The sequence below is a fragment of the Vibrio limimangrovi genome (assembly GCF_054064025.1).
The window spans coordinates 146,112-170,894 of sequence record NZ_JBSUGF010000012.1 but is presented as its reverse complement, the minus strand read 5'-3'; the positions used below and the strand labels follow the sequence as shown (position 1 = coordinate 170,894).

The following is a 24,783-nucleotide window of genomic DNA, read 5'->3' as shown; positions in this document are numbered from 1 at the left end:
ACCAACCATGTCACGGAAGTAAGGCGCCTTTTTCATTATGAAGATAGAGTCATTCCGAAGATCGAAAAAGCTGAAGATAGACAAAGTCTTATCTGGCAATTAGCCGAAATACCATTAAGCCGTTTCTTCCAACCGAGTATCTCGACTTAGTTCCATCAAAGATAAGCTGCTTACCCTTTCCGCAGAAATAGATTCGATGGACTTACTGCACTCTTCAGGGAACACGCACCAAGAATGACTAGTACAATGGTACCACTCAGGTAAAGCATAATAAGGAGCAATAGGCGTAGTAGTTCTGGTATCCCATCCCCAAATCATCACCATCGGAACCTTCATCATCTGGAAGATATGGCACGGGCCGCAGTCATTAGATAAAGTTAAAGCGGATTCATTAGCGATGTCCACCAGCTCAGAAATAGAGGGGGAAAGCTTTATCTCGTAAGGCACATCTTGTAATAAAACCTCAACGGTCGCCGCCTTGGCACTCTCCTGAGGACCAAGAATGACATTAATTTTGTCAATTTTTTCTGATTTCAGGTAGATATCTTTCGCTGCTTCACAGTACTTTTCAATTGGCCAAACCTTAAAAGGACCAGCTCCGCCACCTGGCACCAGAGTCAATGAACTTTTCTTGGTTTTGGCTCCAGAAACGGAACCAAGCATGCCGATAATGGTGGTATCGTAGTTGGTACCAAATACAGCATTAGCTAAACCTAAGTTGTTCTTTGCGATGTATTGCTTCCCTTTTTGAGTGAACACATGCTTACTGTATAAACCGCTTTTATCTAACAACTTTGAGTTACTAAACGCGTATGTTTCCTTTGTTTTTGCGAGCACTAATGCCGTATGAACACGCTCTGAACCAGAGTAGATGTTGAAAACTTTATCAAATTTATTTGAATTGATACTCGATACTATTTTCAGAATACTCCAGCCTTTGTAGTTAATGATGTTGTCCGCAAGTCCATTACAAACAAGAAGCTGACTATTTTTAGCCTTGGTATAAATCGTAATATTTGCGTCTTTTATTTCTTTTCTTATTGCGCAAAGCAATGGGATTTGCGTTGTGATGTTGCCAAATTGTGCTCTGTGTGGAACGAATACAGCCACGTTTGTCATTAATATATCCACCAAATACTATACGTATCAGTAACTTTCCTTACCTTATAGACCAATTTATGCCTATATACTCATAAGGTTCGGTAATCTTTACATTTTTTATGAAAATCAATACGCCGAACTATATCAAATACTGACCTGATTTTTACAATAAGCTTGTATTTTTGTGAGTGTGAAATACAAACTGCATCCCAGTTCACCTTTTTAACAAAAACCTATATTTAAAACACAATTTAAATAAAGAAAAATCTTCACAAAGTTGATATCGACGTTTGCCAATACTTGGATTTTTTGACCGCTAAAAATTCGAATCGTTGCACGTTCAATAAACAAAACTATTCTCGCTGAATCACAATTCCCAGGGTTATTGGGCTATACATTCATTGGATGCAACTGCATAATTCAAAGACAAATAACAAACCTCTTCTGAGTCATGAGCCTTTTTAAGAAACCACCACAGAAAATCTGTATCTTAAGACTCTCTGCGATTGGCGATGTATGTAACACTATCGCAGTGATACAAGCGATCCAAAAACACTGGCCAACCACGGAGATCACTTGGATCACTGGCGCCCTTGAGGCCGAATTGCTGAAATCCATTTCAAACATCAATGTGGTGGTTTTTAACAAAAAGAATGGCTTCTCCGAGTATTTAAGGATCTGGAAACTACTTAAAGGGACTCGCTTTGATGCCTTGTTACACATGCAATACGCTATCAGAGCGAGCCTGCTGACTCTGGGTATCAAAGCCAGATATAAACTTGGTTTTGATGCAGAGAGAAGTCAGGATGGTCAGCGTTTGTTTACCAACGTCAAGGTGCCCTCTCCGGTGTCTAATCATGTTCTCGATGGCTTGCGTCAGTTCGCAATCACACTGGGCGTACCTGAATTTACTCCAGCATGGTCACTGCATTATGACAATGAAGCAGAAAACTGGGCGGCAGCGCATCTTTGCAAAGAAAAAGCAAACTTAGTCATCGTCCCTGGCGCAAGTAAAGCTTATAAGAACTGGACCGCTGCTGGTTACGTGGATGTGATTCACCATGCCAAAGCAAACAATCTGAATGTCATACTGGCGGGCAGTCCTGCGCAAGTGGAAAAAGACCTCGGCCAGGAGATTGAAAAAGCACTTGATGTTCCGGTAACGAATCTCATTGGTCAAAGTTCGCTGCAGCAAATGCTGGCGTTACTCGATAAAGCAGATGTTGTCATTGCACCAGATACAGGGCCTACACACATGGCCAATGCTATGGGCACACCAGTGATTGGTCTTTATGCACATCACAATCCAGCACGTACCGGACCTTACAACTATCGCGCATACGTCGTTTCCGTATATATAGAAGCACTTTGGGCTGAGACTAAAAAACTGCCTTCACAAGTCGATTGGCGTACCAGAGTTCAGGATGAAAAAGCGATGGAGAGAATTACCAGCGAGTCTGTTATCGCTATGCTGGATAAGGTTCTCAATAACCTTCAGAGCGAAAAGGCCAAAGCATGAATATCTGCCACGTCAATTTAGCGTCTGGGTATCACGGTGGTGAAAACCAAACTCTGCAACTTATCAAACAGCAGGTTAAGTTAGGTTATCACCTTACCGTTGTCGCAAACCCTAAAAGCCCTTTTGCAGAAGCAATCCGTAAACTGGACGTAAAACTGGTACTCGCGACGCACTTTACTAAAGCCCACTCAAAGTCAATTACTCAGGATTGCGCGTTGATCCATGTGCATGAAGGCAGAGCGATCTACTGGGCTTTGATTCAGCATATGCTATATGGCACGCCATATATCGTGACACGTCGTATCGACAACGCTTTGAAAAAGAAATGGTTGGCAAACCTTGCATATTCCAAGGCTAAAGCGGTTGTCGGATTGAGCACAGAAATCGTCCAGCGTGTAAACGATGCTTATCCAACAGTGGAAACGCACAAAATCCCAAGTTCTCCGGTCCACTACCCAGTTGACGAGAACAGGGTCGAGTCGATTAAGCTCAGATTTGCGGGCAAATTTTTGGTCATTCAAGCCGCGAACATGATCAAGCATAAAGGATTTGATGTCACCATCAGTGCTGCGAAAAAACTTGAAGAAGCGGGCCTTCCAATACAGTTCTGTTTACTCGGAGATGGCCCAGAAAGGTCGCACCTTGAACAACAAGCCAGTGGCCTGAGCAACATCAGTTTTGAAGGCAAGCAAAGCAACATGGGTGACTGGTTTCATGCAGCTGATCTGCAAATACACCCTTCATACACAGAAGGTCTGGGCTCAGTGATCCTCGAAGGGATGGCGGCAGGATTGCCTGTCGTTGGTTCAAACACAGGCGGCATCCCGGATATTATCGAACACGATGTTAACGGATTCTTAATAGATCCAGGGAATGCTGATGAGTTAGCCAAGTACATCATCTCACTCTATGAAGACGAACAAAAACGAGCCAGCTTTATACAAAATGGCATAAAAAAACTCGAAAAGTTCGACATTAGTTATACTTCCAAGCAGTACCTTGAGCTTTATAAGAAAATAGAAAAATGAAAAAAGTAATCTACCCGGGAACCTTTGACCCAATAACCAATGGCCACCTTGATTTAATTGAGCGTGCTGCAGATATGTTTGACGAAGTCATTGTCGCTGTCGCAGAAAGTCCAAGTAAAAACACCATGTTTACACTGGAGGAGCGCGTCGATTTTGTAAAAAATGTCACGGCACATTTAGATAATGTCTCTGCACAAGGTTTTTCAGGGCTGATGGTGGATTTTGCTCGGGACGTGAATGCCAACATACTCATTCGCGGTCTAAGAACCACCGTGGACTTTGAGTACGAATTCGGTTTAACCAATATGTATCGCCGCTTACTGCCTGGGTTGGAGAGCGTTTTTCTCACTCCAGCCGAAGAATACGCGTTTATTTCATCGACCATCGTGCGTGAAGTCGCGATTCATGGTGGTGACGTCAGTTCATTCGTGCCAAAAATTGTTGCGGACGCGATGCATAACAAGAAACGCAATTAATTAAAAAGCCTGACGAAACCGATTTATAGTCTTCAATAACGGTTCGAGTCAGGCCTTCTCTTCCAATTGAACATTACGTCGCAAGGATCAGCGAAAATTTACTTCTGGCATTCATCGCAGAAGAAAGTATTACGCTGGCCAATCTTCTGCTCTTGCAGTGGTTCTCCACACTCCGGACATGGCTCACCTGCTTTGCCATACACCAATAGCTCTTGAGCAAAGTATCCAGGTTTACCATCTGCCTGAGCAAAATCTTTCAGTGTAGTGCCGCCTTGATTTATCGCGATTCTTAACGTGCTTTTGATGTTATCGACCAGTAGAGACCACTCCTGTTTCGTCACTGTGCCTGCCGATCTGGTAGGGTGAATTCGTGACTTAAACAGGGATTCGTTGGCGTAAATATTTCCTACCCCAACCACGACTTTGTTGTCCATAATGAATTGCTTAATGGCAACACGCTTACCCTGAGCTTTCTTTGCTACATACTCAACGTTGAATTCTTCGGTTAACGGCTCTGGTCCCATATGATCAAGCACTGTGTGTGACTCACCCGGTGCACACCATAACCACGCACCAAATCGACGCGGATCGTTGTAGCGCAGAACCTTACCGTTAGACAATTTCAGATCGACGTGATCGTGCTTCGCCGCAGGAAAATCCGCATCAAGCACACGTAAGGAGCCAGACATGCCGAGATGAACAATCGCGGTTCCCATATCGGTCTCAATCAACAGATATTTAGCTCGGCGACGAATTGCACGTATTACCTGCCCTTCAAGTTGTTTCAGCTCCTGAGGAATATCCCAGCGAAGTTTGGGTGTACGAAACACAAATGCCTGGATCGTTTGACCCAGCATATGTGGCGTGATTCCCATACGGCTGACTTCAACTTCGGGTAATTCAGGCATTCTCGGCTCCGCTCATTTGGTTATTCTTATTCACTACTCGGCTAGCATAATCGAAATGTACAAAGAGTGACACTTCACGCGCTAAGGTTACTCAGGAAGGAGGTAGTCATCACCGACCGAAATCGCGATCCACTTATCCTCCCAGTTCTTAAACAGCCAAAAATCCGTTAAGCGGTAAAAAGTCACGCGTTGTGGCTCATCAAGCCCCTGATACCAGACTTCAATTGATTCTGGCGTAGCAAGTTGTGATTTCAAGGTGTCGAATTGCTGCTCAGAGAGCTCTGTGCCTTCAAGTGATTGCCAGCGTGACACTAGCTCAGCCGCAGGGATATTGGTTTTAATATTAGACTGCCACTGGCCATTGTTAAGATCCATTTCCCAACCGCTATAGTAAATCGCGCTGACAGTATAATCAGAACGAAGCAAGTTAGGATAAGGATCCACCTCTTCCGATAACAGGTAGGTTTTGATCCACATCGGCGCATTTAAGATCACGATAAAAGCGATGATGCCCAGGATAAGAATATTGTTCCATCGGCGACGACGAGCCGGACTAATGCGCATGATTCAAGACCGTAGGTTGAGAGAGCTTAGGATTATAAGGTTCTAGGAGGAAAGAAAGGTCCTAGATCCTAGGGATTAGGTCCTAGGGGAACCCGTTGGGAATAAAGTTATAAACGGAAATTCTTATATTTGCTTTTTGGGAATACTGAATACTGATGATGTTCACCCCTTCCGTAATCTTTAAGCGAAGCGCTCCGTATTCCAAAGCAACGAACACTGGATCTTGCGTTTAGCACTGAACTTACCGCAAACACACCTAGGACCCTAGCCACCTAGGACCTCGTCCCTTTATTTTACCCAATAAAAAACCCAACTCGAAAGCTGGGTTTTTCAATTCGTAAAAGAGTCAGAAACCAATTATTTGATTTTTGCTTCTTTGTACATAACGTGCTGGCGTACAACTGGATCAAATTTCTTGATCTCAAATTTGCCTGGCATGTTACGCTTGTTCTTATCAGTTGTGTAGAAGTGGCCTGTACCTGCAGAAGATACTAGACGGATTTTCTCACGAACGCCTTTCTTTGCCATTGCTTATTTCCTCTTAAACGTTTTCGCCACGTGCACGGATATCAGCAAGAACAGTATCAATACCTTTCTTGTCGATGATGCGCATACCTTTAGCAGATAGACGTAGTTTAACAAAACGTTTTTCGCTCTCTACCCAGAAACGATGAGTTTGTAGGTTCGGCAGAAAACGACGCTTAGTAGCATTTCGTGCGTGTGAACGGTTGTTACCCGTTACTGGACGCTTACCAGTTACTTGGCATACTCGTGACATGAATGTCTTCTCCAAAATCGTTTCAGCTCGATATCAACCTTGGTGGCCGAACCTCTCTATCTCACAAAAAGAAGTTAGAGGTTAAGAACCGCTATGGAAAATCCATACAAGGCTATCAAAGGTCGCGCATTATACTAACTTGACATGCATTGCTCAAGACCCGAACAGATCCTTTTTACAGGTTTTCGTGATCTTTTTTTAGACAGCAGGTTTTTCTAGCAGTCCAAGCTGAATTCAGTTTAAAATTTAGTGGCGTGGATAATAGCAGATTTTTTGCAACTAACAACCTAAAAAACGCTCAGTTATATCCATCCTCTTTCAGCAAAAGAGACACTTTCACCATCACCAATGACGAAATGGTCCAAAATGCGGATATCTACCAGGTTCAAAGCGTCGATTAAACGGCGGGTAATTCTTCTGTCAGCCTGGCTTGGCTCAGCGACACCCGAGGGATGATTATGGGCTAGTATCAGTGCTGCTGCGTTGTGATGTAAGGCTCGCTTCACCACTTCTCGCGGATAAACCGACGCCGCATCCAAGGTTCCTTCGAATAAAATCTCATCTTTTATTACTCTGTGCTGGTTATCGAGGAAAAGAATGTAAAAAACTTCTCTTTGCCGATCTCTTAAAATAGAAGAGAGATACAGTTTGGTTTGATCCGGGCTGGTCAAAGCGTCGCCACGCTTTAAGGTTTCGGCTAAATAACGCTGAGTCATCTCTAGCACCGCTTGCAACTGGGCATACTTCGCCTGCCCTAACCCTTTATGCTGGCAGAACTCTTTTTCTGATGCCGAAAACAACTGCCTGAGCGAGCCAAAATCCTGAATGAGGAAATCGGCCAGTTCAACCACATTCATTCCTTGTGTGCCTGTACGCAGAAATATAGCGAGCAATTCAGCATCGGTTAACGCTTGCGGCCCTCTCTGAAGGAGCTTCTCTCGGGGCATCGACTCATTCGGTAGAGATTTGAGATTCATCAACTGTCTCTTTGAAAGTAAGAACCCCTATTCAACAAAACAAAAAGCAAAAGTCGAGAGTAACTTTCGCTTTTTGGGTTCGGTTCTGAATTTCTGTGTAATCTAGTCGTTCATCAGAGTTTAAAATTACCAACCAGATCGTTGATCTCAGTTCCGGATTGCGACAGCTTAGCGCTTATCGTCTCCGCATGTTGCAGGGTGTCAGGAATGTTATTAACGATCTGCTGAACCGCAACCAAGTTAAGGTTGATATCTTCAGAGACCGCACTCTGTACGGTTGATGCCGAACGATGAATGTCCGTCATTAGCGGGGGCAGCTTATCCATGAACTCATTAAAAGCGGCCGCTAATTCACCTACTTCGTCTTGACTTTCTACTTTCAGGCGCGCTGTTAAATCACCACCTCCAGCAGCGACATCTTTAAAAGAATTAGCACTGCGAAATATTTGCAAGTAATGTGACGCAGAATTTGTATCAGTGATGCGCTCTCAACGGGCGATATGAGAACGTATCTCGAGGTTATTTGGGTTTATACACGTGGCAGAAGTTTGAGTTGTGCTAAACTCGTCGCCAGTAAATTTGGAGATCTCACATGCAAACACTAGCAGGAAAGAAAATTCTACTCGGCATCAGTGGTGGTATTGCCGCGTATAAATGTGCGGAGCTAACCCGTCGCTTAATAGAGAGAGGCGCACAAGTACGCGTCGTGATGACCAATTCTGCCAAGGAGTTTATTACGCCACTCACCATGCAAGCGGTTTCTGGCCATCCAGTCTCTGACAGCTTATTCGATCCCGCAGCAGAAGCTTCCATGGGGCACATCGAGTTAGCAAAATGGGCAGATTTGGTTCTGCTTGCGCCTGCTACCGCAGACTTGATTGCTCGTCTGGCGGCTGGAATGGGTAACGACCTACTGACAACCCTAGTGTTAGCCACTGATTCGCCAGTCGCGGTATCTCCGGCGATGAACCAGCAGATGTATAGCAATGTGGCAACACAAGAGAACATCGCAACCTTAGCTCGTCGTGGCATACATATTTGGGGACCGGGTGCTGGCGAACAAGCATGTGGTGATGTTGGCCCGGGCCGTATGTTAGAGCCAATGCAACTGGTACATCTGTGTGAGCAGTTTTTTCAGCCTAAAGTGCTCGAAGGAAAATCCGTATTAATCACAGCTGGCCCTACCCGCGAAGCTATCGATCCGGTGCGTTATATCTCTAATCACAGCTCCGGTAAAATGGGCTATGCGCTGGCAAGTGCGGCAGCGCATATGGGCGCAAAAGTAACACTGGTTAGCGGCCCGGTAAGTTTAAGCACACCCGCTGGTGTTGAGCGTGTTAACGTCTCAAGCGCGCAAGATATGTATGATGCTGTGATGGAACATGCCACCAGCAACGATGCTTTTATCAGCTGTGCTGCGGTTGCCGATTATCGTCCGGAAGAAGTCGCGTCTCAAAAATTGAAAAAGACTGAAGACAACGACCAGATGGTCATCAAAATGGTAAAAAACCCTGATATTGTTGCATCGGTTGCAGCAATGACTGACCAGCGACCATTTACCGTTGGCTTCGCCGCTGAGACCAATGACGTTGAAACTTATGCGCGCGGTAAGTTAGAGAAGAAAAACCTAAATATGATCTGTGCCAACGACGTATCGGTCGAAGGTCAGGGCTTCAACAGCAATGACAACGCGATTACCCTTTACTGGCCAAAAGGTGAACTCGCTCTGGCTTTAGAATCAAAAGAAGCATTGAGTTTTAAAGTCCTCGAGAAAATGCACGAACTGATGTAATCGTTGGTCATTTTTTGATAGCTGCTCATTTTTTAATAAAAGTTGGCGAAAATTTAGTACAACCATGACAATTGAGGGTGGCATACCTCCCAAACCACCCTCAGTAGTCTAGTTTGATCCGACGTAGCGTCTTATAATCCCCTCCGCTCAACTTTGTATTTTGAAAGGAAATAACTAATGGCCGGCAGTAAAAAATCCAATCGTCGTGAAGAGATCTTGCAAGCTTTGGCAGAGATGCTTGAATCGACAGAAGGCGCTTCCCGAATTACTACGGCAAAACTGGCGAAACAAGTTGGCGTTTCAGAAGCGGCACTCTACCGCCATTTTCCTAGTAAAGCTCGTATGTTCGAGGGTTTGATTGAATTCATCGAAGAAGCCTTAATGACGCGCATCAACCGCATTCTGGATGACGAAAAAGACACCTTAGAGCGCATTCGCATGGTAATGCACCTGATTCTGGTCTTCTCTGAACGTAACCCAGGATTGACACGCATTCTTTCAGGTCATGCTTTAATGTTTGAGAATGAGCGTCTGCGTGATCGAATCAATCAGTTATTCGAGCGCATTGAAACGCAACTGCGTCAGATCCTGCGCGAACGTAAAATTCGTGAAGGTAAATCCTTCCCGGTAGAAGAGCGTATCCTTGCGGCGCAGATTTTAGGACAAGTAGAAGGCAGCCTAAACCGCTTTGTTCGCAGCGATTTCAAATACCAGCCTACTGCAAACTTTGACGAATATTGGGCACTGCTCAGTGCACAAATTAAGTAGAGATTATGAGTAAAGACAACCACATGCAGCCAGATTTTTCTCTTTCCCTTCTTCACCCACGAAACTGGGGCGTGTGGATTGGGTTTGGTCTACTGGCGATCATCGTCAATATTCTCCCGTACCGCTTGCTTCTTTCACTGGGTCAATCAGTGGGTAAGCTCGGCATGCGCTATGGTAAAAAACGCGTTCACGTAGCAAAACGTAATCTGGAACTGGCTTTCCCAGATAAAAGCCAAGAAGATATCGACCGTATCGTCACAGAGAACTTCAAAAACACCGGTATGGCGCTGATCGAAACTGGCATCACCTGGTTCTGGCCGACCTGGCGTTTTAAAACCCTGCTGGTAGAAAAAGATCTTGGCGCACTGAAAGAGAAAGCGGAAGAAGGCAAAGGAGTTCTGCTGTGCTGTGTTCACGCATTGAACCTGGAAGTCACTGCACGCGCTTTTGCGGTCATGGGGCTGGCGGGTTACGGCGCATTTCGTCCGCACGACAACCCGGCTTATAACTTTATTCAGTACTGGGGACGCACCCATAACGGCAACAAACTGATTGACCGCAAAGACGTGAAAAAGATGATTCGCGTACTGCGTAGCGGTGAGCGCCTGTTCTACCTACCGGATCACGATTACGGCCGTAACAAGTCAGTGTATGTGCCTTTCTTCGCAGTAGAAGATGCGTGTACAACAACTGGCACAAGCATTCTGGCTTACACCTCTAAGTGTGCAATCATCCCGGGCTCAGGCTTCCGAAATGACCAAGGCAAGTATGAGATCATCGCAGACAAATGCATTGAAGCGGATTACCCGCAAAAAGATGAAGTTGCTGCAGCGGCATACATGAACAAGTATGTAGAAGAAGTCATACTACGCGCACCAGAGCAATGGATGTGGCTACATAAACGCTACAAAACCATGCAGGATGAAAACGTACCGAAAGGGATTCGTTATAGATAACCAAGATCCTAGGGTCTAGGGTCACTCGTTGAACGTTCGGTACTTTATTCGACGTTTGTGCTTGTTGTTCGGGAATACAGATTACTGAATACAGAAATGAAAACATCTCTAGTAATCAACAATCAGTAATTTTACACCCTAACACCGTCATCCTGAACAGCGACGAAGGAGCGTGATTCAGGATCTACTTACCGAGTGTACTGAAAGCAGATTCCTGATGTCGCTTATGCTCCTCGGAGTGACGACCACAAGAGGAGGCTCGTGTTCCTAGGCCCTTCCCTTTCTTAAATCCCGTATTCTGCGCGGTACGCTTTTACTGCTTCCAGATGCTCTGTCGCGTTACCTTTCTCTTCAAGGTAAGTGATAAGGTCGCCCAGGCTCACGATAGAGATCACTGCGCAGCCAAAGTCGCGCTCCACTTCCTGAATCGCAGAAAGCTCACCTTTACCTTTTTCCTGGCGATCGATAGCCACCAATACGCCAGCTAAGTCTGCGCCGTTATCCTTGATGATTTCCATCGATTCACGAATCGCTGTACCTGCAGTGATAACATCATCAACCAGCATAATACGACCTTCAAGCGCCGAACCTACTAGGCTGCCGCCTTCACCGTGGTCTTTCGCTTCTTTACGGTTAAAACAGTAAGGTGTGTCGATATCGTGGTGGTCCGCAAGTGCAACTGCTGTTGTCGTCGCGATAGGAATACCTTTGTACGCAGGGCCAAATAGCACGTCAAACTCGATGCCTGAGTCAGCCAATGCTGCTGCATAAAAACGGCCTAGACGAGCAAGGTCACGACCTGTATTGAAAAGACCAGCGTTAAAGAAGTAAGGGCTCTTACGGCCTGATTTCAAAGTAAACTCACCAAACTTAAGAACTTCTTTCTCAAGTGCAAACTCAATAAATTCACGCTGGTATGCTTTCATGGATTTCTCTCAATTGTCAGTGTGTGGATATAAGTATTTAGGTTCTAGGTTCTAGGTTCTAGGTTCTAGGTTCTAGGTTCTAGGTTCTAGGTTCTAGGTTCTAAAATAAGTAAAAAAATAGCTTCCTTTTTGGGGAAGCTATTTTTAAATAATTAATTCTCTAACGCCGCCTTCTGCGCCGCGACGATCTCGCTAATACCGACTTTCGCCGACTCTAGCAATGCCATCAGTTGCTCGTGACTGAACGGTTCACCTTCTGCAGTGCCCTGGATTTCAATCATCTTGCCTTCTTCCGTCATGACAACGTTCATGTCGGTATCAGCTGCTGAATCTTCTACATATTCAAGGTCACAAAGCACTTCATCACCCAACAAGCCAACCGATACAGCGGCTACGTGGCCTTTCATTGGGTTAGCTTTTAACTTGCCGTTATTTATCAGATGCTGGAATGCGTCGGCCAATGCAACGCTTGCACCACTGATTGAAGCAGTACGTGTGCCGCCATCAGCCTGAATTACGTCACAGTCAACAGTGATCATGAACTCGCCCATCGCTTGCAAATCAACAACAGCACGTAGGCTGCGCGCGATAAGACGTTGGATTTCCATGGTGCGACCACCCTGTTTGCCATTTGTCGCTTCACGACGAGTACGAGAGTGTGTTGCACGTGGCAGCATACCGTATTCTGCAGTTACCCAGCCTTTACCTTGGCCTTTCAGCCAGCGTGGTACAGATTCTTCGACGGTCGCATTACACAACACTTTGGTATTACCGAACTCCACTAATACTGAGCCTTCAGCGTAAGCGGTGTAGTTACGAGTAATTTTGATTGGGCGAACTTGATCCGCCTTGCGATCGTTTGGACGCATGGGCATCTACCTTAAATATGAGGAGAAGACGATTTGATTGGGCGAAGATTATAGCGGAATAGATTCCGGATTCCTAGGTCACAAGTCATGCAATCGATACACATTTCCCCGCAACATGACTCGACATCCCGCGCACCAATTCTTACTCCGTGATACACTCTCTAGGTAATTTTCAAAAAATTGAAGACAGGAAAATTCGATGATTTACAGTATGACGGCGTATGCGCGCAAAGAAGTGAAAGGCGACTGGGGTTCAGCGGTATGGGAAATCCGCAGTGTAAACCAGCGCTATCTGGAAACTTACTTCCGCATGCCAGAGCAGTTCCGAGCTTTAGAACCTTTACTACGTGACCGTTTTCGTAAGCGTCTTGCTCGCGGTAAAGTTGAGTGCAACCTTCGTTTTGAAGCCAATCCGGCAGCAAAAGGCGAGCTTAGCATCAATGAAACGCTGGCAAACCAAGTGATTAAAGCAGCAGAACAAGTGATGCACATGACTGGTGAACTTAGCCGCATTAACCCATTCCAGGTTATGCAGTGGCCGGGTGTAATGGAAACACCTGAACAGGACATGGATGAGGTAAACAAAGTTTTACTGAGTGCTTTTGATGAAGCATTGAGCGAGTTTATTGATGCGCGTGGTCGCGAAGGCGACAACATGAAAGCGCTGATCGAACAACGTCTCGATGGGATTACCGCGGAAGTAGTAAAAGTGCGTGCGCGCATGCCAGAAATTCTGGAGTGGCAACGCGAGCGTCTGTTCTCGAAATTTGAAGATGCCAAAATCGAACTGGATCCATCTCGCGTCGAGCAAGAGCTGATCCTGTTAGCGCAGAAATCAGACGTCGCGGAAGAATTGGATCGTCTGGACTCACACGTAAAAGAAACCAATAACATTCTGAAAAAAGGTGGCGCAGTTGGCCGTCGTCTGGACTTCATGATGCAAGAATTCAACCGTGAATCGAACACACTAGCGTCTAAATCGATCAGCACAGACATCACTGCTTCGGGCGTTGAGCTAAAAGTTCTGATTGAGCAGATGCGTGAGCAAATTCAGAATATTGAATAGCGCTTTGTGAGCGTAGAGATCAAAGACTACATATTATCTGTAGACAAAGACTCTAAAACAAAAAAAGGGCGGCTCCTACGCAAGGAAACCGCCCTTCAGTGTTACTTTCTAATGTATTTACCGCTCTTGTTCTAACAGACGAAGATACGCGTTTCTCATCCGCTGTTGCTCTGTATCGAAGTACGCAGGTGTGAGCCTAGAACGATTCAGATACTCACGTTCCAAACTATGTTGCAACTCGACAAACTGGCCAACTCCAGAACTTAGAGTGTTGCTGGACTCATTGATTCGAGTTTGCACCATCAACTCATATTGGTCGGTACCTCGAACCTGTAAATATCCTGGCTTCATGTCTCGCCAAAGTGTCAACGGCAAAGAGACGCCCAGGGTCATGAACTCTTCATTTTCACTGCTTAAATACTTCGCATAGAGTTTAGTGTCACCCAGCCAATGCGTCGTGGTGATATCGTAGCCTTTATCCCCACGCCAGTACTCCCCGCCCCGGACGCTTAACTGCCAGTTCCATTCTGGTCTTGAATAGGTATAGCTAGCTAAGCGAGTGGCTTTGTCTTCTATTTCACGACCGAGTGAATCGACGTCATCCTTGTATTTAAAGCTGCTGATTTGAAAACCAACGCCATGATGCCCCTCAGGTGAATTCCACTGGGTTTCATTCATCGCACCAAGATAACCACCATAGACATAACCTGCCGAAAACTGAGTCATGATATCGATGGGCAACCGAAAAGCCTGATGAATAAGAACACGGTCAATTTCGTTATCTAAGCTTTGATTTTCCCAATACTCTCCGCTCTGATAATCATCGCTATCACCGAGTGGTAATACATGTCGAATATCAAACGCTGCGCCTTGCCACAGGGGAGTATACAGGTTAGAACTAAGACCAATAGAATAGTCAAAGACACCATATTCCGTGGCAACATTGTAATTCATAATTGGCGCAAAAATGAGTTGTGAACGGCCAGCCCCAGCACTGATTTCCTGATGGAGCAACTGAGCCTGTTTTCGGTATTCATTTAAGTGCGTTGAGGAAAATGATGTCTGTTCACATAACTCGCCTGTCGCCAAAAAGTCCTGATAACAGTCCAGTGTCGTGGATATTCGCATTACTGGTATGTTGTTATTCAGCAGCAGCAAGTTGATAACTGGAGCATAATTCTCACCCACTACGCCAGCAAGCGTACCATGGCTAAGGTTTGTAGCGATCAAGCCAAGGGCTACGCCGACACCATCCACTTCGTTGTGGTTATAACGGCGGTTTTCGAGGGCAACAACAAACTGGTTATGATGAGTACCCGTTTGAATATTGATAAAACCTTCATTCTGGAGTGCTTGCTGTAAAGATGACAGGCTGGTCGATTTGCTTTCAGCTAACTGAGAATCTAGAAGCTGTTTGGTACTGTCATGTTCAGGCTTTTGTAATTGCTGACGGCTATGACTGCGATAACCTAATAGCGGAATAGCCGTATTAATACCCCATAACGTCTGGTCACTATTCTCGTGACCAGTGTAAAGTTCAACGTGGGCAGACGTTTGAATACCATAAGGTAAAAAACCCTCGGGAGTAAAAACCTTCGCTGTCACATTGAATTCGCTGGCATCGTATTCGCCAACAAGCTGGGCAAAGGGTAACGGTTGCCACTCTACCCCACCAAAAGGCCCATCCATAATCTCAAGGCTAATATCTGACTTGCTATAACCTGCGCTAAAACGTAACTCATAATCTTCAAACGTTTTATCTGCGACGACATAAGCCGCATCAAATTTGCTGGCAGCGCCGCCAACATCTTGAACCCCCAAGGCCAATTGGATACCGGTCAAGTCATAGACATATGGCACTTGAACCTTGAAAGATGCCGACAAGTCTCGAGTTCCACAGTCGTAGTCGAAATATTGATTACAGTCGTAAGTTTGAGTAACGACTCTCCCTCCAGCTTCGACGCCGGGCAGAATGCCTGCGCCCAGAAACCAATCATCAAGTGAAGCAATGGTTCCCTTATAAGGCACACCTTGGCTGAAAGACACATGAAAATCCCCAGTATCAATCACCTGAGCATTTGGCGTAAATCCCAACCCGGTAAAACTCTGATAAGAAGAAAGGTTATCGGGCGAGGCAAAACTGGCACAAGGGGCTAAGAGCAAAACTGTTCGAATGCAGCTTTGTAGTGAAATTTTTGGTTGGAACATGCGATACATCCATTGATAAAAAGTCACCCAAAGCGCGAAGCCGTGGGTGACTCATTTTCTAGCAGTGATACGGAAGAGGGAAGATCTTAAGCGCCACCGCCGCCTTCACTACCACTGCCGCCTGTACCACCAGTACCACCTGTAGCATCATTATCACCGGTATCAACTGGAGGAATAATCGCTGGTTTACCTGTTGTTATTTGATCATTAATTTCATCAAAAATAGCGGAATCCAGATTTACATCGTCGTCGTTTACTACATCGGCAATTTCATTGAAAACAGTATCATCCGCCAGCGCCTCGGCAAGATCGACATAGATATCGTCACCGCTATTACTCTCCGGATAGTTTGGATGTTGACTCAGAACAGTCTTACCAATTCTTCTAGCTACATCCACAAGTTGGTCAACAGTGACGTCTGACTTGTCACCTTGGGCAACAAGAATGTCAGAAAGAACGACAGTAGTGACCATAATTTTTGAGTAAACGTCAGGGTTAGCTTCTTTGAGCGTAGTCAGCGCTGTTTCAGGTTCAGTCAGCAGCTCAAGAACATTAATTTCTACGCCATCGTTGTTTAACTGATCAACGTCGATACCCAGCTTTGTCAAAATCTCTTTCGCCGTATCTTCGGAATACGACTCTTCGCCAAGTTGTTTAGCAATAATCGTCGTCAATGGAGTAGCTGCGACTTCTTTGCCCGCCTGAAGCAAACCTTTAGGTACACTGTAGCTAACGTTCGACATATCTTTACCGTTAGATGTATCTATCGCACCAGGGGTTTTATCAAAGCTTAAAGAACAAGTTTCAGGATTGTTGACGAACGTTTCATCTTCAATGGTGCTAAAGCCATCGTAGTTAGTCGCGCTGATAGGGCCACCTGAGCCATCAATACACTCAAACTGACCAGTCATACCTTGAATCGCACCATCGAATGCACGTACATCCTTCGAAGCGGATGAGGAATCGTCACTGCTACTACTATTACAGCCGACTAAAATAATAGAGCCAACCGCGATTGCCAATAGTGAAAGTTTCACTTGAATCTCCTTTACGCAAGTGAGGGTATACCAATTAAGGATCGCAATAATAGTTATCAGACCAACCATAAATGGAAAAATAATATTTTTATATATTTAACCTTGATTAATATAATAACTTTAAAATTTGGCCGATAATATAAGAAATCCATATCGATGTAAAAAGATGTTTGCGTTAAATTGACAATTTACTCACCAAGAATTGACGCATGCGTCGCAATAACCAAGTAATAGCATTCCCCAATTTTGAGAGGTGACAAAGAAAATCCGATCTGGTTCAGCTAGAAGTCAGGATAACTCCCCCCACATTCATCGAGAATTTTAACCCACTTATCTATAAGGATTTTTTAAGTTAAAACCTGAATGTTTCATTTCCCTCCCTCAACAATCAGAACAATAATTAAACTTTTTTTGATTAAATATTTGACATAAATCACATTGACAGTAAAATATGCCGCGTTCTTAGACAGTAACTATTAACAACGGTGAAAAAATGAACTCTGCACTTTTATCAATATTAGACGGCAAAAATAATCTTGAATTAGGAAAAGTGTTAACGCCTTCAATCTCTGCTGCAATTATGTGCTTTTCTACAACAGCGGTGGTTGGACTGTTAAGTCTAATTTCTATGGCATAATTTATTGCCCGTCAGAATTAAAAATAAAAAAGACGCTTTTTACGGCGTCTTTTTTATTTTGTCACGAACAGCTAAATAGCCATATTCGTGTTTGTCACATCTTAAATTCGGCTAAAATGTATACAGAATTGTCATGCCACTTAAAGTGTCTTCCTGCTTACCTGCGCCTAAATTGTCTTCTTCTGTTTTTCTGATTTCCCCAGAGATAATCAATTGCGACGTTGCATGGTAGCTTAGGCCAAACGAATAAATGCTACGCTCCCCGTCCAAGTTTAACGAATTGTCATCGAAATCAACTTGGGAGAGGTAAATATAAGGGCGTAAGCCGATACCGAAATAGTAGTGGGCATACATATCGTATGCACTGGCATCTGCATATTGGTTGCTCTTATTACTTTCGGTCACACGGTAATACAATAAATCGGTTTCGTGGGCCTTTTTACCGTCGGTAAACGCGGCTGAGATTTGAAATCCTTTGTAGCCATATTTGGCCGCTATCGTGGTCAGCTCTTGGGAATCCCCATCGTTGAGTCCTGCAAAGGAAGTCCCCTCGACCTTATTTTGCATATGTGTCGCACCCAGGCTCAGGCCAAAGTCAAAATCATAACTGACGGCCAGGGCAAAGTTGTTCTCCCGACTTAAGTCCTGATTGTATCGGTTGTTTACCCCGTTAAAGCCATATTGAGCAGACACATTCAGCGCATCAAAACTATTGCGGTAAACGACAAGGTTGTCTCCACGAGCCGTTGCCATGAAACCGCCATCTTTACCATCACTGAATAGCGGCGTTGCATCCGGATCGAACACAATCAGGTTATCCATGTAACCCGCAACATCATGATAAGCCGAATATTGCTTACCGATTCGTACACTGCCTAACTCGTCATTCGCAACCGTGATATAACCCAGGCGGCTTCTGAATTTGTCACCATTTTGGTTTTCAAACTCATTCGAAGGCGGGTTAAGAATCGTATCCCACTCAAATTTTACATCGGTTGACCAGCCGTTCTCTAACTGGCGTTCTATCGCGATACCCAAAGTACTGCGGCTGGCATTAAAGTAGTGATCGAGGAACTGAGCGGGTTGCCAGTAATCCATTAAAAACGCACCGGACACTTCAACCTTGTTTACTTCATCTTGATATACCGTTAGTGCGTGTGCTTGGCTTGAGACAATTAAACCCGAGATAAACAGAATATTTTTATTATTTAATTTCATTTCACGTTCCAACATTTTCTAAAAAACGGGCACAAAAAAAGCATGACAAAAAATCACATTATGAAATTATCATGCTTTTATTTTTAAATAGGTGGAGAGGATTTAAGCGTATTCAGTCAAAACTATTTGGTTGCGATAACTTCAATTTCCACTTTTGCATCCATCGGTAAACGAGCAACTTCAACACAAGAACGTGCAGGGAATGACGCGTTGTGACTCTCGAAGAACTCACCGTATACTTGGTTGACCACTGGAAAATCATTGAGGTCTTTTACAAACACCGTTGTTTTCACAATATTTTTCGCACTCAACCCTGCCTCTTCTATGATTGCCAACGCATTGTTTAATGACTGCAGAGTTTGTTCCGCGACGTCTTCCGGCATCTGTTTGGTTTCAGGATTAATAGGCAACTGCCCTGAAGTAATGACCATGCCACCTAAATTCACGCCCTGTACGTAAGGGCCAATCGCTAACGGGGCTTTGGAAGTATTAATAATATCTGTCATTGTTTTATCTCAAATTAGTTAAATAAATAGGCTGTTAAATGCTAAATACAGGGAGAAGGTTCAGCATTGACATAAAGTGGAACACTGCGGTCAGCACACCAAATAAGATCAATACACCAATCATGACATTGCCACCTGGCGCGACAAACCCTTCATGACTGCCTTCCAGACGACGAGACTTGCGCGCTAACAACGCAGGGATCAGACATGCCCAAACGGTAGCCGCAGCGCCGGCATAACCAATCGCGATAACAAACCCAAATGGAAAGAGCAAAGAGAGTACCAGTGGTGGTAAAAACGTTGCCAACCAGGTTTTTGTACGGCCTTGTTTTGTGTCTTCAAACTTGAATAAGTCCGCTAGGAAATCGAACACACCTAATCCGACACCGATGAAAGAAGAAAGGATCGCAGCCATAGAGAAGGTATTGATGGCGCTAGCCACTTTATCCGAATCAATCGCCGAGCCTAATGCAGTTAGCAATGCTTCTACGTTGCCTCCCTGCTCAATCACAGGACCAAACTCACTGCGTGGTAGATTGCCGTAGATACTCACCATCCATAAGAAGTAAAGTGTCAGGGCAATGACCGTACCACCTAAGATAGCTTTCTTAGCACGTTGCTCGCAGCCATAGTAAGAACGCATACTTGCGACGGAGTGATGGTAACCAAATGAGGTTAACGCAACCGGCAGCATCGTCATCGCATAAGGAGCATAGTTGGTTTCTTGGTTGACGCGGTCAAACAGAATAGACACATCGATATTTGCGGCTAAACCAGAAACACCGAAGATAAAACTGAGACCCATAAAAGCAATCAGGACAACAGAAATTCTGTCAACTGCGCGAGTGGAGTGCCAAACGAAAAGAGAAAAGATCGCAACAAATAAAACGGAAGCTATTTTATTATTAATACCTAATACGCCTTCTAATATTAAACCAGAAGAAGTGATATAAGCATAAAGTAAAATACCACCAACAAAATATACAGCTAAATTATTAATTCGGTTTACGTTACTACCTAACATATCTTTAGTAACCGTATTAAAAGATACTTTTAAATCATAACGTTTGAAAGCTTCCAACAGCATCCAACCTGATACTGTCATCATAATCATGGTAAAGGTAATTGCAATTAACGACCATGCGGTCCAAGCACCTGCGCCTGCACTTGGTAAACCAAGCATTCCCGCCCCCACACAGACACTTGCGATAATACAAGATCCGCCGACTAAAGATGGACTATTTTTCATGACCACGTCTCTATAAGATAGATTTTAAATAGGGATAAACAATCAGCCAACTTTTATAGTAATAATAATGTTTAATAGTTATATAATTTATATGTAGTACGAGGTAGGTATTTAGAATAAGCGCACCTCAGCAGAGGAAAGAGGCGCGCTTATATTTATTGTTTAATTGATTTGATTAGACTTCTTTTAGTCGTGCAGTGAAGTGACGTAACACTGGTGGTTCGTAAGTGAAGTCCAGACCTTTCACGTTCTCAGCGTTTGCTTTTACTTTTTCAAATGCTTCGATAACAAAGTCCATGTGTGTTTGTGTGTAAGTCGCACGAGGAATCGTTAAGCGTAGCAATTCAGCCGGACACTTATGCTGCTTGCCAGTTGCCGGATCGCGGCCTAGTAGTAACGAACCGATTTCAACCGCACGGATACCCGCAACTTTGTATAGCTCACAAGCCAGAGCGTGTGCCGGAAACTGTTCTGCTGGAATATGCGGTAGTAGTTTACCAGCATCAACGAACGCCGCGTGACCACCTGCTTGCTGACAAACAACGCCAATCGCTTCTAAACCGTCAACCAGATATTGAACCTGACCGATACGGTACTCCAGCCACTCCTGACGCATACCATCGTACAGACCAACAGCCAGACGTTCCATTGCGCCGCCCTCAAGACCGCCGTATGTCGGGAAGCCTTCCTGAACAACACAAAGTGTGCGAGATTCAGTGTATACATCCATCATAGATTCATCTTTGAAACATAGCAGGCCACCCATTTGTACCATGGCATCTTTCTTCGCAGACATGGCTAGCGCATCTGCGTATTTGTATGTTTCGCGAGTGATTTCTTCAATCGTCCAGTCTTGGTATCCTGGCTCACGTTGTTGAACGAAATACGCGTTCTCTGCGTAACGAGCCGAGTCCATGATAACTGGGATATCGTAACGTTTAGCAATTTCATAAACCGCTTTCAGGTTCGCAATTGAAACTGGCTGACCACCCGCTGAGTTACAAGTAATCGTACTTACGATGTAAGGAACGTTCGCAGGGCCCGCTTCTTCAATGGCCATTTCCAGTTTCTGCAGGTCGAAGTTACCTTTAAAGTCCGCGCTAACTGAAGTATCAAAAGCTTCATCTGTATAAACGTTTTTCGCTACGCAGCAGTTCACCTGAGTGTGACCTTGCGTTGTATCGAAGAAGTAATTAGACAGAGCAACCATCTTAGAACGGTCCAGGCCTTTCTCCTGTTCACGCTTCTTAATCAGAATTGGGATATAAATCTGCTCTGCACCACGACCTTGGTGAGTTGGAATAGTCAGTTCATAACCAAAAATATCTTTAACCGCGTTTGCAAGTGCGTAGTAACTGCGGCTGCCACTGTACGCTTCATCACCCATCAGCATTGCCGCTTGCATTTTTTGCGTGATAGAACCAGTACCACTATCCGTCAGTAAATCGATAAATACATCTTCACTGTCGAGTAGGAATGGGTTCATACCTGCTTTTAAAATAGCTTCTTCACGGTATTCTCTGGTCGTCGTTTTTACTGGCTCAACAACACGAATGCGGAATGGTTCTGGTAGATGCTTAAAGTTTTCCATGATAATACCTTTCAATAATATTTTTTATTAAACAGGCGACATTAATTAATATCACAATATATTTTTGGCGTGATAATTCGCTCTGAATAATGAATCAGTCAAATTAAAACTAATTAAATTAAGATAAAATATGACTCAGGAACTGAATGAATAATACAGAACACTACTGTCGATATTTTTAATATGATGTATACGAGACAATTATTTAACTAATACTGTAGCGTTAAATAATCGTATTGATTAGAAGCGGAAGCAAGAAGGTAGAATTTGTAGCTCAAAGTCATGTGTATACCAAGCTAAAGAGCTTGACCATGACTTATTTTGAATTTTAATACTTTGACTCATTTCTAATGCCATCATTCGTTATATCTGATTGACCGATGAGTTCATTTTTAGCCAAACCATGAACAAAGTAAATTGGCCAAAATAATAAATGTGACAAATGTCCTTATAGAAACTCCGGGAATAAATCACGTGTCACAAATAAATTAGCGCAAACAGAACATACACACATAAGCTCCCACCTGCCGTAAAAACCATCATTCATAAGGTTGATATTTGATAACAACCTTCCAATTCACTCACAACATTTTCCTTACTCGTTGAATTAAACATCGGTCAATATGCACCAAGACGCACTGTAAATGGCATTGACATGTCTGTGCTCTAATCTGATTTCTCGCAACCAAACACCACAAGGTTATGTGTATATACTCTTTAGATAACGAATAAATAGACAGGAAAGGATACGCCTATGATCGCACGCTTCCTTCTACATTGCGCCCTAGTGTGTGCGCTGTTGTTATCTCCGCTTAGCAAAGCAGAGCTAGAACCAGAAGTCGACTTAGAGCGTACTGAGGAGCTTCTGCATTGCTCGGTAATGTCCCATCAATTGAAATGGACGGGCTATTTAACCATGTACTTTGCTTTTGAAGCATACAAACCATGCAAACATATAAAAGATATTCGTCAGCGAAATCAGTGCTCACAACCAATTCGTTCCCTTTCCCACAAAGCAGAAAAGGAGCAGCGCTTTACAGAAGCGGACATAGATTATTGTATTGGCTTACTTGGTAATGAGCAGGAAACTAAGCAGATCAGAGAAGAACTCAATGAACAGCAGCGGCTTTACTACGAAAAAATGGCTGAACAACCATAGTTCAGCCACTCCTTAAGTCAAACATTGGCGATACAGTCGGCTTTACTCGTCTTTTTCTTCCGTTCGCTTATCAACGTAAGGCCAGTAATGGTGACCCGCTCGAATTAACAGTGTCGCAGCCGCAAGAATCAGCGCTGCCAGAGATAGCCACACCACAGGAACGGCATCCAACTCTTTCATCCCAAGGGTGATGTAACGGGCGATCGCCATCATAGCGATATAGATCGGATAACGGACTGGAATTTTTCCGTTCATCACGAACTGCCGCACCATCGCTAACACTTCAAGATAAATAAACATCAATAAGATGTCAGTGAGCATAACTCGTTTTGCAACAAAAACGTGGACGAACTCTTCCACCATGGCATACAAGGTTGCCAAAGTAATCGCGACTAACAATATCGCCTCAAAAAAGTGGAAGACTTTTAAGAACGGTCGACTGAATGATTTAGGTAACTCTGACGCCATAGTTAATTATCCAAACAAACCAAAGAGATAAGCACGAGTTTAGCACGCCAGTTCAAAAAGAATACAAAAGAAAACGCTCCGACTATTTAGCGGAGCGTTGGTTATTTAAACTTGCTGTGGCACGGCTTACGCCACTTGCTGCTTTTTTTCAGCTAAGCGCTTTTTCTTCCTGAACTTAGGATGCGTAATTGGAATGGCAGAAAGCAGTTTCTTGGTGTATTCATTTTGTGGGTTGGCGTAGATTTCTTTTGCACTACCCGCTTCTACCACCTTACCAAAGTACATCACCGCCACTTTATCGGATACATGCTTAACCACCGATAAGTCATGTGAGATAAAGATAATCGCCAGGTTCATTTCCTTTTGCAGTTGCAGTAACAGGTTCAAAATTTGTGCCTGAACGGAAACATCCAGTGCCGAAACGGACTCATCACAAATCAACAATTTAGGTTTAAGTGCAATCGCGCGGGCAATGCCGATACGTTGACGCTGACCACCTGAGAATTCGTGCGGATAACGGTTTACCGCGGTTTCTGGCAGACCCACTTTAACCAACAGTTCTTTGACCCACTCTTTGCGCTGCGCAGGCGTACCAACTTTATGAATCACGAACGGCTCTTCGAGAATCATACCGATAGTATGGCGCTGGTTCAGTGACTCCATCGGATCCTGAAAGACGATCTGCATATCTTTACGCAGTGGGCGCATCTCTTTTATCGATAGCTTAGTGATGTCTTTACCTTCAAAGAAGATTTTGCCTTCGGTCGGTTCGTAAAGCTTTAATATGGTTCGGCCTAAGGTACTTTTGCCACAGCCTGATTCTCCAACCAGACCCAGCGTTTCCCCTTCTCCGACAGAAAGAGAGACCCCATCTACCGCTTTAATCGTATAGCCTTTCTTAAACAGGCCTTTGCCAGATACAAAGTGCTGCTTAAGATTTTCAATTCTTAATACTTCTTTTGCCATAACATCCTCTTTTATG

25 protein-coding genes and 1 pseudogene are annotated in these 24,783 nt (G+C 44.2%); 9 read left to right on the top strand and 17 right to left on the bottom strand.

Translation table 11 applies throughout. From position 1 onward, the window contains the following. Positions 1-114: 114 nt before the first annotated feature. Positions 115-1,119, bottom strand: coding sequence for a glycosyltransferase family 9 protein (locus tag ACWYU8_RS17420; protein ID WP_457520993.1), 1,005 nt, complete (start codon positions 1,117-1,119; stop codon positions 115-117). A 433-nt stretch (positions 1,120-1,552) separates the two neighbouring features. On the opposite strand from ACWYU8_RS17420, the gene ACWYU8_RS17415 reads away from it, so the two are divergent. From ACWYU8_RS17415 to coaD, 3 genes are read left to right on the top strand one after another with little or no spacing between them, the layout of a single operon-like run. Next, entirely contained in the window at positions 1,553-2,620 is a 1,068-nt protein-coding gene (locus ACWYU8_RS17415) for a glycosyltransferase family 9 protein (RefSeq protein ID WP_457520992.1), read from the top strand. Next, positions 2,617-3,648, top strand: coding sequence for a glycosyltransferase family 4 protein (locus ACWYU8_RS17410; protein ID WP_457520991.1), 1,032 nt, complete (start codon positions 2,617-2,619; stop codon positions 3,646-3,648). Before ACWYU8_RS17415 ends, ACWYU8_RS17410 begins: the two co-directional genes overlap by 4 nt. Beyond that, complete coding sequence (gene coaD, locus ACWYU8_RS17405; RefSeq protein ID WP_457520990.1) at positions 3,645-4,124, top strand: pantetheine-phosphate adenylyltransferase; 480 nt, start codon at positions 3,645-3,647, stop codon at positions 4,122-4,124. The genes ACWYU8_RS17410 and coaD overlap by 4 nt, the downstream gene beginning before the upstream one ends. Positions 4,125-4,222: 98 nt before the next feature. Here the strand turns inward: coaD and mutM are convergent, their stop codons facing one another. The 6 genes and pseudogenes from mutM to ACWYU8_RS17375 form a co-directional block, all read right to left on the bottom strand. Further along, the gene (gene mutM / locus ACWYU8_RS17400) at positions 4,223-5,032 is read right to left on the bottom strand and encodes a bifunctional DNA-formamidopyrimidine glycosylase/DNA-(apurinic or apyrimidinic site) lyase (RefSeq protein WP_457520989.1); all 810 of its coding nucleotides are present in this window, start codon (positions 5,030-5,032) and stop codon (positions 4,223-4,225) included. 87 nt (positions 5,033-5,119) lie between these two features. Further along, entirely contained in the window at positions 5,120-5,596 is a 477-nt protein-coding gene (locus ACWYU8_RS17395; RefSeq protein ID WP_457520988.1) for a hypothetical protein, read from the bottom strand. A 357-nt stretch (positions 5,597-5,953) separates the two neighbouring features. After that, entirely contained in the window at positions 5,954-6,124 is a 171-nt protein-coding gene (gene rpmG / locus ACWYU8_RS17390; protein WP_004410866.1) for a 50S ribosomal protein L33, read from the bottom strand. A 13-nt stretch (positions 6,125-6,137) separates the two neighbouring features. Beyond that, positions 6,138-6,374 carry a 50S ribosomal protein L28 gene (rpmB, locus tag ACWYU8_RS17385; protein ID WP_444495677.1) on the bottom strand — a complete coding sequence of 79 codons (237 nt, stop codon included), beginning with the start codon at positions 6,372-6,374 and terminating at the stop codon, positions 6,138-6,140. 302 nt (positions 6,375-6,676) lie between these two features. After that, a complete protein-coding gene (radC, locus tag ACWYU8_RS17380) occupies positions 6,677-7,351 on the bottom strand; it encodes a RadC family protein (protein WP_457520987.1) in 675 nt (224 codons plus the stop codon). Between the two features lie 245 nt (positions 7,352-7,596). Continuing rightward, positions 7,597-7,785 (bottom strand): annotated as a pseudogene (locus ACWYU8_RS17375) (HAMP domain-containing protein); the annotation flags it as partial. A 158-nt stretch (positions 7,786-7,943) separates the two neighbouring features. Here ACWYU8_RS17375 and coaBC point away from each other — a divergent pair. The 3 genes from coaBC to ACWYU8_RS17360 all read left to right on the top strand — a co-directional run bounded on the left by coaBC (position 7,944) and on the right by ACWYU8_RS17360 (position 10,867). After that, on the top strand, positions 7,944-9,143 hold the full coding sequence (gene coaBC / locus ACWYU8_RS17370; protein ID WP_457520986.1) for a bifunctional phosphopantothenoylcysteine decarboxylase/phosphopantothenate--cysteine ligase CoaBC: 1,200 nt from the start codon (positions 7,944-7,946) through the stop codon (positions 9,141-9,143). Positions 9,144-9,320: 177 nt separating this feature from the next. After that, positions 9,321-9,911 (top strand): nucleoid occlusion factor SlmA, encoded by a 591-nt coding sequence (slmA, locus tag ACWYU8_RS17365; protein WP_444495673.1) that lies wholly within the window; start codon positions 9,321-9,323, stop codon positions 9,909-9,911. A gap of 5 nt (positions 9,912-9,916) precedes the next feature. Next, positions 9,917-10,867 (top strand): Kdo(2)-lipid IV(A) acyltransferase, encoded by a 951-nt coding sequence (locus ACWYU8_RS17360; RefSeq protein WP_457520985.1) that lies wholly within the window; start codon positions 9,917-9,919, stop codon positions 10,865-10,867. A 284-nt stretch (positions 10,868-11,151) separates the two neighbouring features. On the opposite strand, the gene pyrE is transcribed toward ACWYU8_RS17360, so the two are convergent. Both pyrE and rph read right to left on the bottom strand, forming a co-directional pair. Next, positions 11,152-11,793 carry an orotate phosphoribosyltransferase gene (gene pyrE / locus ACWYU8_RS17355; protein WP_457520984.1) on the bottom strand — a complete coding sequence of 214 codons (642 nt, stop codon included), beginning with the start codon at positions 11,791-11,793 and terminating at the stop codon, positions 11,152-11,154. A gap of 152 nt (positions 11,794-11,945) precedes the next feature. Then, positions 11,946-12,662 (bottom strand): ribonuclease PH, encoded by a 717-nt coding sequence (rph, locus tag ACWYU8_RS17350; RefSeq protein ID WP_457520983.1) that lies wholly within the window; start codon positions 12,660-12,662, stop codon positions 11,946-11,948. Between the two features lie 199 nt (positions 12,663-12,861). Between rph and ACWYU8_RS17345 the strand changes: the two genes are divergently transcribed. Next, on the top strand, positions 12,862-13,728 hold the full coding sequence (locus ACWYU8_RS17345) for a YicC/YloC family endoribonuclease (RefSeq protein WP_457520982.1): 867 nt from the start codon (positions 12,862-12,864) through the stop codon (positions 13,726-13,728). A gap of 117 nt (positions 13,729-13,845) precedes the next feature. Here the strand turns inward: ACWYU8_RS17345 and ACWYU8_RS17340 are convergent, their stop codons facing one another. Together ACWYU8_RS17340 and ACWYU8_RS17335 are read right to left on the bottom strand one after the other, a co-directional pair. Next, positions 13,846-15,936 carry a YjbH domain-containing protein gene (locus ACWYU8_RS17340; protein ID WP_457520981.1) on the bottom strand — a complete coding sequence of 697 codons (2,091 nt, stop codon included), beginning with the start codon at positions 15,934-15,936 and terminating at the stop codon, positions 13,846-13,848. A gap of 86 nt (positions 15,937-16,022) precedes the next feature. Continuing rightward, positions 16,023-16,973 (bottom strand): excinuclease ATPase subunit, encoded by a 951-nt coding sequence (locus ACWYU8_RS17335; protein ID WP_457520980.1) that lies wholly within the window; start codon positions 16,971-16,973, stop codon positions 16,023-16,025. 493 nt (positions 16,974-17,466) lie between these two features. On the opposite strand from ACWYU8_RS17335, the gene ACWYU8_RS17330 reads away from it, so the two are divergent. Beyond that, positions 17,467-17,610, top strand: a complete 144-nt coding sequence (locus ACWYU8_RS17330; RefSeq protein ID WP_457520979.1) for a hypothetical protein — start codon at positions 17,467-17,469, stop codon at positions 17,608-17,610. A 111-nt stretch (positions 17,611-17,721) separates the two neighbouring features. Here ACWYU8_RS17330 and ACWYU8_RS17325 read toward each other — a convergent pair whose 3' ends face one another. The 4 genes from ACWYU8_RS17325 to tnaA form a co-directional block, all read right to left on the bottom strand. After that, positions 17,722-18,828 (bottom strand): porin, encoded by a 1,107-nt coding sequence (locus ACWYU8_RS17325; protein WP_457520978.1) that lies wholly within the window; start codon positions 18,826-18,828, stop codon positions 17,722-17,724. A gap of 122 nt (positions 18,829-18,950) precedes the next feature. Continuing rightward, positions 18,951-19,334 carry a RidA family protein gene (locus ACWYU8_RS17320; RefSeq protein ID WP_457520977.1) on the bottom strand — a complete coding sequence of 128 codons (384 nt, stop codon included), beginning with the start codon at positions 19,332-19,334 and terminating at the stop codon, positions 18,951-18,953. Between the two features lie 34 nt (positions 19,335-19,368). Next, the gene (locus ACWYU8_RS17315) at positions 19,369-20,583 is read right to left on the bottom strand and encodes an aromatic amino acid transporter (RefSeq protein WP_457520976.1); all 1,215 of its coding nucleotides are present in this window, start codon (positions 20,581-20,583) and stop codon (positions 19,369-19,371) included. Between the two features lie 175 nt (positions 20,584-20,758). Continuing rightward, positions 20,759-22,174, bottom strand: coding sequence for a tryptophanase (gene tnaA / locus ACWYU8_RS17310; RefSeq protein WP_457520975.1), 1,416 nt, complete (start codon positions 22,172-22,174; stop codon positions 20,759-20,761). A gap of 754 nt (positions 22,175-22,928) precedes the next feature. Here tnaA and ACWYU8_RS17305 point away from each other — a divergent pair. Next, a complete protein-coding gene (locus ACWYU8_RS17305; RefSeq protein WP_457520974.1) occupies positions 22,929-23,333 on the top strand; it encodes a hypothetical protein in 405 nt (134 codons plus the stop codon). A 42-nt stretch (positions 23,334-23,375) separates the two neighbouring features. On the opposite strand, the gene ACWYU8_RS17300 is transcribed toward ACWYU8_RS17305, so the two are convergent. Together ACWYU8_RS17300 and ACWYU8_RS17295 are read right to left on the bottom strand one after the other, a co-directional pair. Next, entirely contained in the window at positions 23,376-23,801 is a 426-nt protein-coding gene (locus ACWYU8_RS17300) for a phosphate-starvation-inducible protein PsiE (RefSeq protein ID WP_457520973.1), read from the bottom strand. Between the two features lie 126 nt (positions 23,802-23,927). Further along, entirely contained in the window at positions 23,928-24,767 is an 840-nt protein-coding gene (locus tag ACWYU8_RS17295) for an ABC transporter ATP-binding protein (RefSeq protein ID WP_457520972.1), read from the bottom strand. Positions 24,768-24,783: the final 16 nt, after the last annotated feature.

Excerpts from the sequence above, each read along its gene's own strand:
- ACWYU8_RS17420 (WP_457520993.1), bottom strand. The coding sequence starts at position 1,119 with ATGACAAACGTGGCTGTATTCGTTCCACACAGAGCACAATTTGGCAAC.
- ACWYU8_RS17415 (WP_457520992.1), top strand. The coding sequence starts at position 1,553 with ATGAGCCTTTTTAAGAAACCACCACAGAAAATCTGTATCTTAAGACTC.
- ACWYU8_RS17410 (WP_457520991.1), top strand. The coding sequence starts at position 2,617 with ATGAATATCTGCCACGTCAATTTAGCGTCTGGGTATCACGGTGGTGAA.
- coaD (WP_457520990.1), top strand. The coding sequence starts at position 3,645 with ATGAAAAAAGTAATCTACCCGGGAACCTTTGACCCAATAACCAATGGC.
- mutM (WP_457520989.1), bottom strand. The coding sequence starts at position 5,032 with ATGCCTGAATTACCCGAAGTTGAAGTCAGCCGTATGGGAATCACGCCA.
- ACWYU8_RS17395 (WP_457520988.1), bottom strand. The coding sequence starts at position 5,596 with ATGCGCATTAGTCCGGCTCGTCGTCGCCGATGGAACAATATTCTTATC.
- rpmG (WP_004410866.1), bottom strand. The coding sequence starts at position 6,124 with ATGGCAAAGAAAGGCGTTCGTGAGAAAATCCGTCTAGTATCTTCTGCA.
- rpmB (WP_444495677.1), bottom strand. The coding sequence starts at position 6,374 with ATGTCACGAGTATGCCAAGTAACTGGTAAGCGTCCAGTAACGGGTAAC.
- radC (WP_457520987.1), bottom strand. The coding sequence starts at position 7,351 with ATGAATCTCAAATCTCTACCGAATGAGTCGATGCCCCGAGAGAAGCTC.
- coaBC (WP_457520986.1), top strand. The coding sequence starts at position 7,944 with ATGCAAACACTAGCAGGAAAGAAAATTCTACTCGGCATCAGTGGTGGT.
- slmA (WP_444495673.1), top strand. The coding sequence starts at position 9,321 with ATGGCCGGCAGTAAAAAATCCAATCGTCGTGAAGAGATCTTGCAAGCT.
- ACWYU8_RS17360 (WP_457520985.1), top strand. The coding sequence starts at position 9,917 with ATGAGTAAAGACAACCACATGCAGCCAGATTTTTCTCTTTCCCTTCTT.
- pyrE (WP_457520984.1), bottom strand. The coding sequence starts at position 11,793 with ATGAAAGCATACCAGCGTGAATTTATTGAGTTTGCACTTGAGAAAGAA.
- rph (WP_457520983.1), bottom strand. The coding sequence starts at position 12,662 with ATGCGTCCAAACGATCGCAAGGCGGATCAAGTTCGCCCAATCAAAATT.
- ACWYU8_RS17345 (WP_457520982.1), top strand. The coding sequence starts at position 12,862 with ATGATTTACAGTATGACGGCGTATGCGCGCAAAGAAGTGAAAGGCGAC.
- ACWYU8_RS17340 (WP_457520981.1), bottom strand. The coding sequence starts at position 15,936 with ATGTTCCAACCAAAAATTTCACTACAAAGCTGCATTCGAACAGTTTTG.
- ACWYU8_RS17330 (WP_457520979.1), top strand. The coding sequence starts at position 17,467 with ATGAACTCTGCACTTTTATCAATATTAGACGGCAAAAATAATCTTGAA.
- ACWYU8_RS17325 (WP_457520978.1), bottom strand. The coding sequence starts at position 18,828 with ATGAAATTAAATAATAAAAATATTCTGTTTATCTCGGGTTTAATTGTC.
- ACWYU8_RS17320 (WP_457520977.1), bottom strand. The coding sequence starts at position 19,334 with ATGACAGATATTATTAATACTTCCAAAGCCCCGTTAGCGATTGGCCCT.
- ACWYU8_RS17315 (WP_457520976.1), bottom strand. The coding sequence starts at position 20,583 with ATGAAAAATAGTCCATCTTTAGTCGGCGGATCTTGTATTATCGCAAGT.
- tnaA (WP_457520975.1), bottom strand. The coding sequence starts at position 22,174 with ATGGAAAACTTTAAGCATCTACCAGAACCATTCCGCATTCGTGTTGTT.
- ACWYU8_RS17305 (WP_457520974.1), top strand. The coding sequence starts at position 22,929 with ATGATCGCACGCTTCCTTCTACATTGCGCCCTAGTGTGTGCGCTGTTG.
- ACWYU8_RS17300 (WP_457520973.1), bottom strand. The coding sequence starts at position 23,801 with ATGGCGTCAGAGTTACCTAAATCATTCAGTCGACCGTTCTTAAAAGTC.
- ACWYU8_RS17295 (WP_457520972.1), bottom strand. The coding sequence starts at position 24,767 with ATGGCAAAAGAAGTATTAAGAATTGAAAATCTTAAGCAGCACTTTGTA.